The sequence below is a fragment of the Flavobacterium sp. NKUCC04_CG genome, assembly GCF_019345525.1.
In the GTDB taxonomy this organism is placed as follows: domain Bacteria; phylum Bacteroidota; class Bacteroidia; order Flavobacteriales; family Flavobacteriaceae; genus Flavobacterium.
In genome coordinates this window covers 17,097-32,003 of the sequence record NZ_JAHKRA010000007.1, presented here as the reverse complement: position 1 = coordinate 32,003, position 14,907 = coordinate 17,097, and the positions used below count along the sequence as shown (strand labels likewise).

Annotated in this window: 14 protein-coding genes; 7 read left to right on the top strand and 7 right to left on the bottom strand. The window is 37.1% G+C overall.

Annotation, left to right across the window (positions count from 1 at the left end):
• Nucleotides 1-4: 4 nt before the first annotated feature.
• Entirely contained in the window at nucleotides 5-1,348 is a 1,344-nt protein-coding gene (locus KO524_RS07120; protein WP_219292385.1) for a PAS domain-containing sensor histidine kinase, read from the top strand.
• Here the strand turns inward: KO524_RS07120 and KO524_RS07115 are convergent.
• The 3 genes from KO524_RS07115 to trmB are packed head-to-tail and all read right to left on the bottom strand — an operon-like array spanning nucleotide 1,317 to nucleotide 2,972.
• A complete protein-coding gene (locus KO524_RS07115) occupies nucleotides 1,317-1,661 on the bottom strand; it encodes an MGMT family protein (RefSeq protein WP_219292384.1) in 345 nt (114 codons plus the stop codon). The genes KO524_RS07120 and KO524_RS07115 overlap by 32 nt on opposite strands.
• The gene (locus KO524_RS07110; RefSeq protein WP_219292381.1) at nucleotides 1,662-2,300 is read right to left on the bottom strand and encodes an amino acid permease; all 639 of its coding nucleotides are present in this window, start codon (nucleotides 2,298-2,300) and stop codon (nucleotides 1,662-1,664) included.
• Nucleotides 2,301-2,972: a tRNA (guanosine(46)-N7)-methyltransferase TrmB gene (gene trmB, locus KO524_RS07105; RefSeq protein ID WP_219292378.1), complete on the bottom strand. Its 672-nt coding sequence runs from the start codon at nucleotides 2,970-2,972 to the stop codon at nucleotides 2,301-2,303.
• A 150-nt stretch (nucleotides 2,973-3,122) separates the two neighbouring features.
• Here trmB and KO524_RS07100 point away from each other — a divergent pair, with 150 nt between their 5' ends.
• A complete protein-coding gene (locus KO524_RS07100) occupies nucleotides 3,123-4,250 on the top strand; it encodes a glycosyltransferase (RefSeq protein ID WP_219292376.1) in 1,128 nt (375 codons plus the stop codon).
• Here KO524_RS07100 and KO524_RS07095 read toward each other — a convergent pair.
• Complete coding sequence (locus KO524_RS07095) at nucleotides 4,215-5,258, bottom strand: cell wall metabolism sensor histidine kinase WalK (protein ID WP_219292373.1); 1,044 nt, start codon at nucleotides 5,256-5,258, stop codon at nucleotides 4,215-4,217. The genes KO524_RS07100 and KO524_RS07095 overlap by 36 nt on opposite strands.
• Before the next feature lie 2 nt (nucleotides 5,259-5,260).
• Nucleotides 5,261-5,944, bottom strand: a complete 684-nt coding sequence (locus tag KO524_RS07090; protein ID WP_219292370.1) for a response regulator transcription factor — start codon at nucleotides 5,942-5,944, stop codon at nucleotides 5,261-5,263.
• Between the two features lie 176 nt (nucleotides 5,945-6,120).
• Between KO524_RS07090 and KO524_RS07085 the strand changes: the two genes are divergently transcribed.
• The 4 genes from KO524_RS07085 (at nucleotide 6,121) to KO524_RS07070 (ending at nucleotide 11,887) form a co-directional block, all read left to right on the top strand.
• On the top strand, nucleotides 6,121-8,862 hold the full coding sequence (locus KO524_RS07085) for a TonB-dependent receptor (protein WP_219292367.1): 2,742 nt from the start codon (nucleotides 6,121-6,123) through the stop codon (nucleotides 8,860-8,862).
• Nucleotides 8,863-9,210: 348 nt separating this feature from the next.
• Nucleotides 9,211-10,374, top strand: a complete 1,164-nt coding sequence (locus KO524_RS07080; RefSeq protein WP_219292364.1) for a hypothetical protein — start codon at nucleotides 9,211-9,213, stop codon at nucleotides 10,372-10,374.
• Between the two features lie 108 nt (nucleotides 10,375-10,482).
• Nucleotides 10,483-10,824 carry a T9SS type A sorting domain-containing protein gene (locus KO524_RS07075; RefSeq protein WP_219292361.1) on the top strand — a complete coding sequence of 114 codons (342 nt, stop codon included), beginning with the start codon at nucleotides 10,483-10,485 and terminating at the stop codon, nucleotides 10,822-10,824.
• 82 nt (nucleotides 10,825-10,906) lie between these two features.
• Nucleotides 10,907-11,887 (top strand): acyl transferase, encoded by a 981-nt coding sequence (locus KO524_RS07070; RefSeq protein ID WP_219292360.1) that lies wholly within the window; start codon nucleotides 10,907-10,909, stop codon nucleotides 11,885-11,887.
• A gap of 1 nt (nucleotide 11,888) precedes the next feature.
• On the opposite strand, the gene tyrS is transcribed toward KO524_RS07070, so the two are convergent.
• Complete coding sequence (gene tyrS, locus KO524_RS07065; protein ID WP_219292357.1) at nucleotides 11,889-13,181, bottom strand: tyrosine--tRNA ligase; 1,293 nt, start codon at nucleotides 13,179-13,181, stop codon at nucleotides 11,889-11,891.
• A 151-nt stretch (nucleotides 13,182-13,332) separates the two neighbouring features.
• Between tyrS and KO524_RS07060 the strand changes: the two genes are divergently transcribed.
• On the top strand, nucleotides 13,333-14,337 hold the full coding sequence (locus KO524_RS07060) for an NAD-dependent epimerase/dehydratase family protein (RefSeq protein WP_219292354.1): 1,005 nt from the start codon (nucleotides 13,333-13,335) through the stop codon (nucleotides 14,335-14,337).
• On the opposite strand, the gene KO524_RS07055 is transcribed toward KO524_RS07060, so the two are convergent.
• Complete coding sequence (locus KO524_RS07055; RefSeq protein ID WP_219292351.1) at nucleotides 14,285-14,830, bottom strand: DUF4296 domain-containing protein; 546 nt, start codon at nucleotides 14,828-14,830, stop codon at nucleotides 14,285-14,287. The two genes, KO524_RS07060 and KO524_RS07055, sit on opposite strands and share 53 nt — an antisense overlap.
• Between the last annotated feature and the right edge of the window lie 77 nt (nucleotides 14,831-14,907).

The window sequence follows — 14,907 nt, the reverse complement described above, 5'->3', positions numbered from 1 at the left end:
TCTATTGAAAACGACTTCTTTTTATCAATCGCTATTTATCCGAATCTTTTTGATTTTGCTCGGTACAGCATTTTGTTTTTGGTTATATCAAAAACAAAATGGCTATACCCTGTTTTTTATTGGTTTTGTTCTGCTTGTATTATTGTCGGAACTCTATTTTAAAATCAAAAAACATTACGAGGCTATCGACCGCGTATTGCTAGCCATGATATACGATGATTTTTCATTAAAAACAGAAAAGAAACAAACCGACGAGACCATGCAAAATTTGCAAAACCTCTATCAAAAATTACAACAACAACAGCAAGATCACGAATCCAAAGAAGTGGTTTATCTCAACATATTAAACAATCTGGAATCGGGAATTGTAATTCTAGAAAAGAATACGGAGGGTTATTGGGACATCTTTCTAATCAATGATTATTTTTCTAATTATTTTTCAATTCCCAAAATTCACAGCTGGCAGAACCTACAAAAAATGATTCCCAATTTAAGTCGTCATATCGAATCTATCGACTTTAAGGAATCTAAATCCTCTATAGACATACGCTTAGAAGGAGAAGAGAAGCAAACCTTTATGCTCCAGACTTCCAAAACCCAAACCTTACATAAGGAATATTACATCATTATGTTGGATTCCATACAACGGGTTATGGACAAAAAAGAAAAGGATACTTGGCTGAATCTTATGAAAATCATCTCACACGAATTGATGAATTCACTTACGCCTATCCATTCTTTAGCATATAATATTCAAGAAATTTTAGAGGAAGAGCCGCTTACGGCAGAAGATTTAGATGACATCAACATCAGTATAAAAACCATAGTAAACCGCAGTAATCACTTGCAATATTTTGTAGAAAACTACCGTAAATTAACGATGTTACCTACTCCAAATAAATCTCGTGCAGAGCTCAAAGCAAGTTTGGAATCGAGCATACAAGTGATGCAGCCCTTAATCAAGAAAAACAACATTAATTTACAAAGTCAACTTGTAGTGGATTTTATAGTTAACTGGGATCATACGCAAATGGAGCAAGTATTTATCAATTTACTGACCAATGCTATACATGCAGTGGCCGATCAACCAGAAAAAAACATCACCATACAAACGTCCATCAACAACCAGCGTTTGGTTATTGAATTTACAGACTCGGGTTTAGGAATCCCAGAAGAAATAAAAGAAAAGGTTTTTATACCGTTTTATACCACTCGAAAAGACGGTGCTGGAATTGGATTACCCTTATCCAAAAATATGGTAGAAATGCACGGTGGCTACCTTATCTACAGACGAAAAGACCACAAAACCATCTTCTCTATTCATCTACCTCTTCAGAACCTGGAGTAGGAATCCAAAGGTGGTTTTCCAAATTCACTATTTTATAATTTTCAATCACCAGTCCTTCATTTTCTAACAGCTGTTGCATTAAATGGGTACCGTCGAAATGATGTTTACCGGAGAGAAGTCCGTTTCTATTAACTACCCTATGAGCGGGAAGATTGCCTTTGCCGTGAGAGGCATTCATTGCCCAACCGACCATCCTAGCCGATCTTGCAGCTCCAAGCGCTTTTGCAATGGCACCGTAAGTGGTTACTTTTCCATAAGGAATTTGTGCCACAACAGCATATACTCGTTCAAAAAAATTATCGTTTGAACCCATCTATTTCAATAATTTATATAGGGTAATCAGAGCGATAACTCCGGTAACAGTACCGATACAATAATTGATATTCTTAAGTAAAAAATGTTCTTCTCGATCTGAATTTCTAAAAAACATTATATAGAGATATAACATTAATGCAGAACCCAATACTACTCCTAAGGAAAGCAAAAAAGTATGTGCCAAATAAAACACATTAAAATCGTAGGATGCCAAAGTAATGCTTAAAAAAACATAATATGGTATGGGAAACACATTGAGTGCGGCTAAAAACATCCCATAAAAAAACCTATTTTTTATAGTAATACTATGCCCATCAACCAATTCGGCTTGCGTTTCTCTTTTCTCTTTTTTCTTGGCAAAAAAAAGAAAATACACCGTTAGTACACCAAAAATCACAATCCCAATTTCTTGCAAGGTTTCTGAAATAACCACACTAGATTCAATCAGTTTGGCAAAAAAAACCGCAATATAGGTCTGAACAAAAATGGTAACCAAAGCACCTACTACATAGGTATAGGCGCTTTCTTTTCCTTCTTTTAAAGCTATCTTAACCGCCGTCATATTGAGTAATCCCGGTAGAGAAACTCCAATAACTGCGGCCACAAAACCAAATAGCAAAAAATAAAGATACTCCATTTACTTAATTCTAAACTGTATATACGTAATTGCTTTATCGTGTTCTAAGTACTGTTTTTCATAAAAAGTCTGAATTTCAGTCACTACAGACGGCGCTCCTTCATTTTTATAAACATGGTGATTGGCATATAAAACCTCATGCCCTTCTCCGTGCAATAAACCCAAGGTGTATCCGTGCATAAACTCACTATCCGTTTTTAAATTAACAATACCGTCTGATTTTAAAATTCTTTTATAACGCTGTAGAAATTCCGAATTGGTCAAGCGGTGTTTCGTTCTTTTGTATTTGATCTGTGGATCGGGGAAAGTAATCCAGATTTCGCTAATCTCACCAACCTCAAAAGCCGATTCAATCAATTCAATTTGCGTTCTTAAGAAGGCTACATTGTGAAGATTATCTTCCACAGCGGTTTTAGCACCTCTCCAAAAGCGAGCTCCCTTAATATCAATCCCAATAAAATTTCTATCTGGAAAACGTTTAGCCAATTCTACTGTATATTCTCCCTTTCCGCAACCGAGTTCCAAAACTATAGGTTGCTCATTTTTAAAAAATTCAGAATTCCATTTTCCTTTTAACGGAAAATCGCCTACCATTTCTTCTCTGCTTGGTTGAAAAACATTACCAAAGGTTTCGTTTTCTCTAAAGCGTTTTAATTTATTTTTACTTCCCACTCTATTATTTAATTTTTTGGTAAAATTAAGGAAATATACTTAATCTAAAAGTTTTTTATATTTAGACTGTACATTAACCTTTAGAACTGATTGAAAGACCTATAGGCAACAACTGGTTTACTATAACATATTTTATAAATCCCTATCGTTATGAAAGACCCCATATCCCTTACTACAGTAAAACACGAATCGGAGTCTTTTCCGCCTAATGGTTCCAAAAAGAGAATTCTCGTTGCCCCATTAAATTGGGGTCTCGGACATGCCACCCGATGCATCCCGATTATTCATGCCTTAATCAAATTTGGTTTTGAACCTGTAATTGCTTCAGACGGACAGGCTTTGTCTTTATTAGAAAAAGAATTTCCCGATTTACTTTGCCTAAGCCTTCCCTCTTATAAAATAACTTATGCAACCAAAGCATCGTTTTTTAAACTCCAGATTATTTTTCAATTACCACAAATTTACCGTGCCATTCGGGCTGAACAGCAGCATATAAAATCATGGATTACACAATATGGCTTTAGCGGTATTATTTCAGACAACAGATTGGGAGTGTACTCTTCAACAATTCCCAGTATTTTCATGACCCATCAATTGCGGATTCTTTCGGGTTCGACCTCATGGTGGAGCACCAAAATTCACCAGTACTTTATTCGGAAATTTCAGGAATGTTGGGTACCCGATTCGGAAACTAAGGAAAACCTCAGTGGTAAACTCGGCCATTTAGACAGCAGTTCCTTAAATCTGAAATACCTGGGTGCCTTAAGTCGTTTTCATAAAAAAGCCGTGGTACAGCAATATGATTTGATGGTATTATTATCAGGACCAGAACCTCAGCGCACCCTTTTGGAAACCAAACTAAACACCGAATTAAAACGCTTTGAGGGCAGTATTTTACTGGTTCAAGGGATAATCGAAAAAGAACAGCGTATTAGCACTCGATTTAACAAAACCGTCTATAACTACATGACCTCCGAAGAATTGGAATTAGCCCTAAATCAAAGCGCCCTTATCCTCTGTCGTTCGGGCTATACTACCATAATGGATTTGGCTCATCTGGGTAAAAAAGCCTTTTTTATTCCTACACCGGGTCAATATGAACAGGAATACCTTGCGCGTGAACTCGACCGTAAAGGACTCGTTCCCCATTGCAAACAAGACCGTTTTAGAATTGAAGAATTAAGTCGCACAGGCAGTTATCAAGGCCTTAAAAAACAGAATACACCCATACTTTGGAAAGACCTATTTAGCCCGTTCCAAAGTAAAAGAAAATTCTGAGCCATAACCGTATTTACTCTCTAAATAAATGTGCTCTTCATGTGCCTCGACTATGTGCTTCACTATTGACAAGCCCAAGCCCGAACCACCTACAGAGCGCGCGCCACTTTTATCAATTCTAAAGAAACGCTCAAACAATCTCGGTACATATTTTTCTTTAATTCCGTCGCCGTTATCCGTGACGCGAACAATGATTTTATTGTTGACTAAATCCTCAATACTCACCTCTGTTGTTCCTTTATCCTTACCGTATTTAATCGAATTTTCAACCAAATTACTAATGAGCTGTACAATGCGATCTTGATCGGCATACACCATTATTGGATTAACGTATTTCATATCAAAAATCAAGGAAATCTCCTTTTGTTCGGCTCTCATTTCCAACAGTTCAAAAACGGTTTCCACCGCTTGGACTATATCAAATTCCGAATAATTTAAATGTAAATCTCCCGTTTCCAATTTGGTAATCATGTCCAAATCCTTAACGATATAAATCAATCGCTCTACACCCTTTTCTGCTCTTTCTAAGTATTTCTTTCGAACAGCCTTATCATTGATCGCTCCATCCAACAATGTAGAAAGATAACTTTGAACGGTAAATAAAGGGGTTTTTAATTCGTGTGATATATTACCTAAAAACTCTCTTCGGTATTCTTCTCTTACTTTTAAAGACTCTATTTCTATCTTTTTATGTGTAGCAAATTTTTGTACCTCCGTGGTTAAGGTTTCCATGTCCGTAGTAATGGCTTTGCTGCGCAATACCGATGAATCTAATATAGACACATTGTCGTAAATCTTTTTTATTCTGCGATATACAAAATGCTCTACGCGATATTGAATAACAAAAAAAGAAAAAACATAAATCAGTAATCCGAAGACAAAACACATCAACAGATTGACCTCAAAAAAGATAACCAGCAAGATCATCAGGATTAAAAAACTAAAAACCGCGATAAACAATGCGGATTTTAGGGCAAATTTATATGATTTTTTAAAGCGGATGCTCATGGTTAAAGATCTAGTTTATAACCCACCCCTTTAATGGTTTTAAACCATTCGTCACCGATTTTCTCTCTTAATTTACGGATGTGTACATCAATCGTTCTTCCTCCAACTATAACTTCATTACCCCATACTTTATCTAAAATTTCTTCTCTTTTAAATACTTTCCCCGGTTTAGAAGCCAATAGGTAAAACAATTCAAATTCCTTTCTAGGCAAGATGATTTCAACGCCCTCTTTTACAATCTTATATTCCTCTCTATTGATTTCGATTTCCCCTACATTGATGATGTCACCATTTTTCTCCTCTTCCTTAAACCTTCTCAACAAAGCTTTAACCTTGCTCATCAAAACCTTTGGTTTGACCGGTTTGGTAATATAATCGTCTGCTCCAGCATCAAAGCCGGCTACTTGAGAATAATCTTCTCCCCTAGCTGTTAAAAAGGTAATGATGGTGTTTTGCAATTCCGGTATTCTTCTAATGTGCTCACAAGCTTCCATACCATCCATTTCCGGCATCATCACGTCCATAATGATTAAATGAGGATGTTCTTTTTGAGCTTTAAGTACTGCTTCTCTTCCGTTGCTAGCGGTACTTACTTGGTATCCCTCCTGCACGAGGTTATAACCAATGATTTCCAAAATATCTTGCTCGTCATCGACTAACAAAATCTTAATTTCCTTTTTCTTCATTGTGAATCTTACTTATTTAGAATGGTAAAGGTAAAGATAATACAAAACCAAATCAGCTGTTAACTATAATTTAATCTCTTAACGTTTTAATGATTTTAGTACAACAAATTGATAACAGGTCGGTAACCTGATAATCACATTAAGGTAATTCATTTGCACAACCTAACACACACAAAATGAAATTATCTATTTTATTACTCGCATTGTTGCTTACATGCGGACTTTATGCACAAAATGGAACGCTAAAAGGAAAGGTTACCGATTTAGATGCCAACTCAGCTCCGCTGGCTTTTGCCACAGTAAGTATAGAAGGCACCACATTCGGAACCAGTTCGGACGTCAACGGAAACTATCAACTATCACTTCCAGCTGGAAAGCATTTGGTATTATTTAGTTATCTAGGTTACGACACCCAATCCGTATCAATTGTCATTGTAAAAGGAGAAAGCAAATCGCTTAACCAATCCTTATCGTCAAACAGTACCGAACTCGAAGGAGTGGTTGTACAAGCCACTTCCAAAAAAGTAAAAGAAACCGCTTTATTGCTCGACCAACATCGTTCCATGGAAATCAAACAAAACATCGGATCTCAAGAATTGTCCAGAAAAGGTGTTAGTGATGTGGCTGCTGCAGTAGCAAAAACAACTGGTGTAGTCAAACAAGAGGGCTCTGGAACCATATTTGTTCGCGGATTGGGAGACCGTTATAATTCCACTTCTATGAACGGCTTACCCATTCCATCCAACGACCCGGAACGCAAAAACATCAGTTTAGATTTGTTCTCTACCGATATTGTTGAATACATTTCAATCGACAAAACATATTCTAGCCGTATTTTCGGGGACTTTGCTGGTGCTAATGTGGACATCATTTCCAAAGACCATAGTGGTGAAGGTTTTTTTAACTTCTCTATAGGTTCTGAAGTGAATTCCAATGCGGTTCAACAAGATCAGTTTCTATTGTTATCCGACCGTAATTATATGGGATTTTCTAAAAACGACACCCCGACAGATCCCTTAAAAAACTATCAATTCACCAACGGTCTCAACCTAAAAAACAGAGCACCATATGGTATGAACTTCGGTTTTAACACAGGAAAATCTTTTAATATTGGGCAGCAAGGACAACTTAATTTATTCGGAACGGCTTCGTTTGGAAATAAATTTAAATATAAAGAAGGTGTCGTAAAATCGGTACAAGCTCAGGGCGACGCTACCAAAGATTTCGCTACTAAAGAATACGAATATACTACGAATACTACCGGAATGTTTAATGCACAATACAGCTTTAATCCAAACCATAAAATAGGTTATAACTTACTATACATCAACGGATCTTCTGAAAGTAATGAGGAATACCGCGGATATATGCGCGATTTAGCAGATGGTCCTGAAGGCGGTTTTTTAAGACGTGGTAACTATGTTCAAAACACCTTATTAGTCAATCAATTATTGGGAGAACACCAGATTAACGATCAATTCAAGTTGAATTGGGGCGGTTCTTATAACACCATTAAAAGCGATATGCCTGATCGAATCCAAAACTCGTTCCGTATCAAAGACAGTCAATATTACTTTACTACAAATTCGGTAACCGACAACCACCGTTATTACCAGAATTTAAATGAAGATGAAATGGCCGCTAGAATATCCCTTGACTACAAATTTGGTAAAGATTCTGATTTATTATATCGCGGTAAATTAACCCTGGGATACAACAGTCGTTTTAAAAACCTTGATTTTAAAGCAAGTCAGTTTAACTACCGCTTAGGTACTGCCTTAAGAAACGTTGCTGTAGATCCTTATAATCTTGATGCGGTTTTAAATAAAAACGGTTTTGACAATGGTGATTTTCAGATGGAAACCTTTTTGGGTGACCGTAATTTGGATATCGCATTAACACCACAAACTTATAAGGGAAAACAAAACATCAATGGTGGTTATGCGGCATTGGAATACAAACTATCCGAGAAAATATCGGCTGTAGTAGGCTTGCGTTTGGAGCAAATTCGCCAAGATATGGAATGGAAAACACAGTTGGACTTACAAGGTGACGAAAACAATTTTGAAAAAACGGCCTTTCTTCCAAACCTATCCTTAAAATACGCGGTAAACGATCGCAACAATTTAAGACTAGCCGCTTCTAAAACCTACACCCTACCGCAGTTTAAAGAAAGAGGTTTGTTTATGTATGAAAAAGCAACGGGTTCGATTAAAGGGAATCCAGACTTATACGCATCAGACGACTATAATTTGGATTTAAAATGGGAGTTTTTTCCAGAAAACGACGAAATTATCTCGTTGACTGCCTTTGGTAAATACATTCAAAATCCAATTAATGAAATCACAATCACCTCTTCTTCAGACGACATCTCTTTTGCTAACACAGGAGACTCGGGTTATGCAGCCGGTATTGAATTGGAAATTCGAAAAAACCTGTTTTCATTTGATGATGTAAATACCAACAAATTAACAGCGGGCTTGAATGCGGCTTATATGAAAACACATCAGGAATTGGATTCTGAAAAGGTGCGTAAAGAAAATGCCTTTGGAGCCGATTTCACACACGATACGGCTAGTTTTACTGGAGCAGCTGATTTAGTGATGAACGCCGACATCAGTTATATTAAGGAATGGAACAAACGAAGTGTTATGGCTACGGTTTCTTATGCCTATATCTCCGATCGTATTTACTCTTTGGGATCACAGCAATTAGGAAACTCGGTTGACAAAGGTTTTGGAACCTTAGACTTTGTTTTCAAAACAAAATTGAGCGATCATTTAGGTTTGGGACTAAGTGCTAAAAATTTACTTGACCCCTCTATCGACCGCGTACAAGAAAACCTTAACCAAGACATTTTAGTTCAATCCTATAAATTGGGCAAGAACTTTAGTCTGAGTTTAAACTACCAATTCTAAATAATAATCACTTCAAAAAGACTGTCTCCTAAATCGAGACAGTCTTTTTTTATGCCCATTTTTTACTTAAAAATCGCATATGATATTGATTTCACAACGAAATTCAATTATTCTCTTGAAAACACAGAACCTCCCAGCCCTACGGGAATCCGTTAAAAACAAGGGAATAGCGGCAATATAATAAGAGGCTATTCATTTTGAAATTACCACTTGTTTTAAGCCTTAACGTTCTTAATGTTTAGCTAACAGAAAGACAACTTTTCAATGTTAATTCAATAATATTCTCTTAACTAACAATACCGGACTTTCGCGCAAATTTGTACAACAATAACCAATCAACCAGAAAAAATGAAAAAATTAGTAAGAAATGCATTCGGAATTTTATTTTTATCCAGTTTATTCTTAGTAAGCTGCAGCAGTAGTGACGACAACAATCCTACACCTCCAGACGACAAAAACGCCTTCGTCCTAAACGAAAACAATTTTAACGGAAAAATTTCTAAGGGAACCGTTACATTAGATGCTTCAAAAACATATATCCTTAACGGTAGAATATTAGTAGAAGACGGTGCATCATTAGTTATACCAGCAGGTACAAAAATCATAGGAACTGGAGGAACAACTTCTTTTATAGCCGTGGCCCAAGGAGGTAAAATATTTGTAAACGGTACTGCTGAGAAACCGGTAGTGATGACAGCAAACATACAAGAACAAGCACAGTGGGGTGGTTTAGTAATCTGTGGAAAAGCGCCTATTAACAAAGGGAAAACAGCTACAGCAGAGGTTTCAGAATTGACTTATGGTGGCGATCTTGCCAACGACAGTTCAGGTTCTATTACTTATTTAAGAGTAGAATATGCTGGAGCTCGTTTTAATACAGAAAAAGAATTCAATGGAATTTCCTTCTTCGGAGTGGGTAACGGTACTAAAGTAGAATACGTTCAAGCATACAAAGGAGCTGATGATGGATTTGAATTTTTCGGAGGAACCGTAAACACCAAATACTTGGTTTCTAATGGAAACGAAGACGATCAATTTGACTGGACAGAAGGTTGGGTAGGAACCAACTCTAACTGGTATGCAAAACTAGAATTCGGAAGAGGTAACCGCGGTATAGAAGCCGATAACAACGCTACCAACCGTGCGGCTACTCCTATTGCTAACCCGACGATAAACAACATTACTTTAATCGGACTGGGAGAACAAGGTGCTGAACCACAAGGTTTAAAATTGAGAGAAGGAACTAAAGCGAACATCGACAATTTATTCTTAAGCAACTTTACAGTTGGATTTGATGTGGAGCACGACGAAACACTTGCTAATGTTGCCAACGGATCATTAAAAATAACTAATGTTAAATTTGATAAAATAGCAACTAAGGCTAAAGGAAAAAATACGGCTAAAGAAAGTGTGAATGTAGACGGTGTTTATACTGAAAATGCCAATGCAACTGGAGCAGAAAAAGGAGCCGATGTTCCGACATGGGCTAAAGGTTGGACAATCGGTTTGTAAGAAATTAGTCCCCAAAAATGTTAAAAAAGCCATTTACTATATGTAAGTGGCTTTTTTTTTGAATTATATCTGAAATAAATACTTACATTTACAATAGAATCATGTTTTATGGAAAAAAAATACTTTTATATCTTATCGATCTTGCTCCTATTTAGCTTTAATGCTATCGTTTACGGGCAAGTTACCGATCCAACTAATGTTTCGAAACCCGCGGAGAGTATCGAAGGGCTACAACTGTACCCCAACCCGACCTCAACAGGAAAAGTTTATATTACCAGTAATAATAATCTACCTAAGGAAATTGGCCTCTATGACATTTTAGGCAAGAAAATATTTAGCTCAGTATTAACTACAAGAGAACTTAATCTTCCCAACATCAATCCTGGAGTCTACATCATTAAAATTAAAGAAAAAGACGCTACTGCTACGCGAAAATTAGTCATCAGGTAGTTCGTCTTTCTATTAAATATATTCAAAGCATCGACAAATTTCGATGCTTTTTTATTTGTACTTTTGTCTAAAATATTGAGTCGTGATTACAGCAGAAGACATTATCCAAATCAATTCTCCAAAGGAATTCCAAAAAATGGCGTTGAAAACCTTTCGTTTTCAATACGACAACAATAGTGTTTACCGACAATTTTGCGAGTTGCTTAAGAAAAATCCTTCGGATGTAAAAAATCTTTACGACATCCCTTTTTTACCTATTGAGTTCTTTAAGACTAAAGATATACTGAGTTCGGATTTACCCATACAAACCACATTTACAAGTAGCGGCACAACCGGTATAGTAACCAGCAAACATCACATAACTGACTTAGCTTATTACGAACTGAGTTTTAGAAAGGCTTTTTCTCATTTTTATGGAAACATAGAAGATTATGTGGTATTGGCTTTGTTGCCATCCTATCTGGAGCGCGAGGGGTCTTCGTTGATTTATATGGTCAACGATTTGATCGAGCAATCCAATCAACCCGAAAGCGGTTTTTATCTCAACAACTATAGTGAACTCATAGCGAAAATACTACAATTGGAAAAAGACGGTCAAAACGTCTTATTGATTGGCGTTACTTACGCCTTATTGGACCTGATTGAAATCCAAAAATTCAACTTACAACACACCGTTATTATGGAAACGGGTGGTATGAAAGGCAAGCGTAAAGAGATGATTCGCGAAGAATTACACGAATTGCTTTGCGAGGGATTTGGCGTATCCGAAATCCATTCTGAATACGGCATGACCGAACTGCTCTCTCAGGCCTATTCGTTGGGCAACGGGGTCTTTGAATGTCCACCGTGGATGGATATTCTTATTCGCGATACCGAGGACGCCTTGAGCTACCTAGCCGATGGAAAAGCGGGGGGCATCAATGTTATTGACTTGGCCAATATCAATTCCTGTTCTTTTATCGCTACACAAGATTTGGGAAAAAAACAACCCAACCATTCTTTCGAAGTGTTGGGTCGCTTTGATCATTCCGATATCAGGGGTTGTAACCTGATGGTCGTTTAATTTATTTTATTACCAAAACAAAATAGTTCTTTTTCCCCTTTTGTAACAATACAAATTGGTCGTTGATTAAATCTTGCGTGCTGATGACGTATTCTTCGTCTACTTTTTCTTTGTTTACCGAAATAGAATTGGCTTGCAAGGCTCTTCTCGCTTCCCCGTTTGATGTGGTAAAACCAGACTTAGCGGCCAATGCCTCAATGATATTCAATCCCGCATCGATATCCGAACGACTAATTTCCGCCTGACCAACACCGTCAAAAACATCTAAAAAGGTCTGTTGATCTAATTGTTTTAGGTCGCCTGAAGTCGAATTCCCAAACAAAATATTAGAGGCTTTTATAGCATTTTCCAAATCGTCCGCGGAATGAACCATGGTCGTTAATTCAGCTGCCAGACGCTTTTGAAGCACTCTTAAATGCGGCGCTTCTTGATGTTCTGCAGTCAGTGATAGGATATCTTCTTTGGAGATAAACGTAAATATCTTAATGTATTTTTCAGCATCTGCATCCGAAGTATTCAACCAATATTGGTAAAACTTATAAGGCGATGTTCGCGCTGCATCCAACCATATATTACCTCCTTCAGATTTTCCGAATTTAGTACCGTCGGCCTTCGTAATCAACGGGCAAGTCAAAGCATAGGCTTTACCTGAAGCTACTCTACGAATCATTTCTGTACCCGTAGTGATATTGCCCCACTGATCAGAACCACCCATTTGTAGAGTCACTTTCTTCTGTTGAAACAAATGCAAGAAATCGTAACCTTGTAGTAATTGATAACTAAACTCTGTAAAAGACATTCCCTCGGCTGATTCACCATTTAAACGTTTCTTTACAGAATCCTTTGCCATCATATAGTTAACCGTGATGTGTTTTCCGATTTGACGAATAAAATCCAAAAATGAAAAATCTTTCATCCAGTCATAATTATTCACCAATTCCGCAGCGTTGTCCGTACCGGAATTAAAATCTAAAAAACGCTCTAACTGCGCTTTAATGGCATTTTGATTGTGTAGCAGGGTTTCTTCATCGAGTAAATTACGCTCGTTCGACTTCCCAGACGGGTCACCGACCATTCCAGTTGCTCCACCAATCAATGCAACGGGTTTATGCCCGGCCAATTGAAAATGTTTTAACAACATCACCCCTACTAAATGTCCAATATGCAATGAATCGGCTGTTGGGTCAATTCCCACATACGCAACACGCATTTGCTCCAACAAATGTTCTTCGGTGCCTGGCATCACGTCGTGGAGCATTCCTCTCCAAGTCACTTCTTCAATAAAATTCTTCATTTAAATATTATTTTTTACAAATATAAACAATTGAATTCGCAAATTCGTCTATTTATCTGTTCGTCTATTAGCAAATAAGCGAATCCACAAACAAGCGATTAGTTCAAAAAAATTTCAGTATGTAAAACTTATCTTTTACATTTGTCTCTATATGATACTAGTCACAGGAGGAACCGGTTTATTAGGCGCACATTTATTATTTCAATTACTTCAAGAAAACGAAGTAGTTCGAGCCATCTATAGAACGGGTAAAAACATTGAAAAAACACGTCAATTGTTTCAAGACTACGATGCAGCAGCTTTGTTTCAAAAAATAGAATGGCTAAAAGCAGATGTCAACGATCTTCCTTCACTTGAAACTGCATTTATTGGTATCACTAGGGTTTACCATTGTGCTGCAATCGTCTCTTTTGATCCAAAAGACGAAGAACTGCTTCGCAAAATCAATATAGAAGGCACCGCCAATATGGTTAACCTTGCCATCGCTCATAAAATCGAGAAATTCTGCCATGTTAGCTCGATAGCTGCATTGGGAGAAACCATAGAAAAAGACAAAAAAATAGACGAATCCTCCAACTGGAATCCCGATGCTTCACATAGCGATTACGCCATTAGTAAATACGGTAGCGAAATCGAAGTATGGCGAGCCAGTCAAGAAAATCTGCCGATTGTCATTGTGAATCCCGGGGTGATCTTTGGCCGTGGATTTTGGAAACAAAGTTCTGGAGAATTGTTCGAAAAAATCTATAAAGGAATGCCTTTTTACACCAAAGGAACCGTTGGTGTTGTTGCTGTAGAAGATGTTTGTAACATCATGATTAAACTGATGAATAGCCCCATTCAAAATCAAAACTATGTAGTCGTTTCAGAAAACATCAGCTTTCACGATTTACTCGATGGTCTAGCCGATCATTTACATAAAAAACGCCCCACACTCTATGCCTCTCCTTTTACTACGGGTATTGCCTGGAGATTAGACTATATTATTTCGCTTTTTACAGCAAAAAAAAGAAGCTATTCACGCGCTAGCGCAAAAGCTTCTCATTCCTCTACCGTTTACGATAATTCTAAAATCATCCAAACTTTAAATTATTCGTTTACTCCTACTTCTGACTTTTTAAAACCGCTTTGCGAATCGTATCTGAATTCATTTTAGACACCATTTTAGACATCATTTTTTTAGCGCCAGCACTGTCTTTTCCCTTCGTTTTTAAATCCTTTTCCTCGGTCTTTACATCCTTGGTCTTATCCTTAATTTCCTTAGCTTTTTTCTCGTCTTCTAAACGTTGTTCCTTTTCCTGCTCTTCCTTAATTATTTTATTCAAGGCTTCCTTTTTTGCCTCTAATCGCTTCATGATTTCCTCCTGCATTTTAAAATAAGACTCATCACCCAATTCAATATAATACCTGTTGTTTTCCACAAAGGTTAAACTGTCCACTTTATATTTTTTTAAAATGGTATTGGCACGAATAACCGAAACGGTAGTATCCGAATAAAAGGCACTGATGTTTTCAATTCCTCCCAACACGGCAAAGTCATACAACATATCGGTCATCTTATCTTTGCTGATGAAGTTAGTCGGTTTCTCCAATTCTTTTTTACAGGACATTAATCCCAAAAGACAACACAATAAGGTTAGTTTTTTCATAATGGTGTTCATTTTTTTATGCACAGTCGTCGTTTTGGTCTCCACTTTTAAAAAACCTAGTAAGGATAAGATACGCT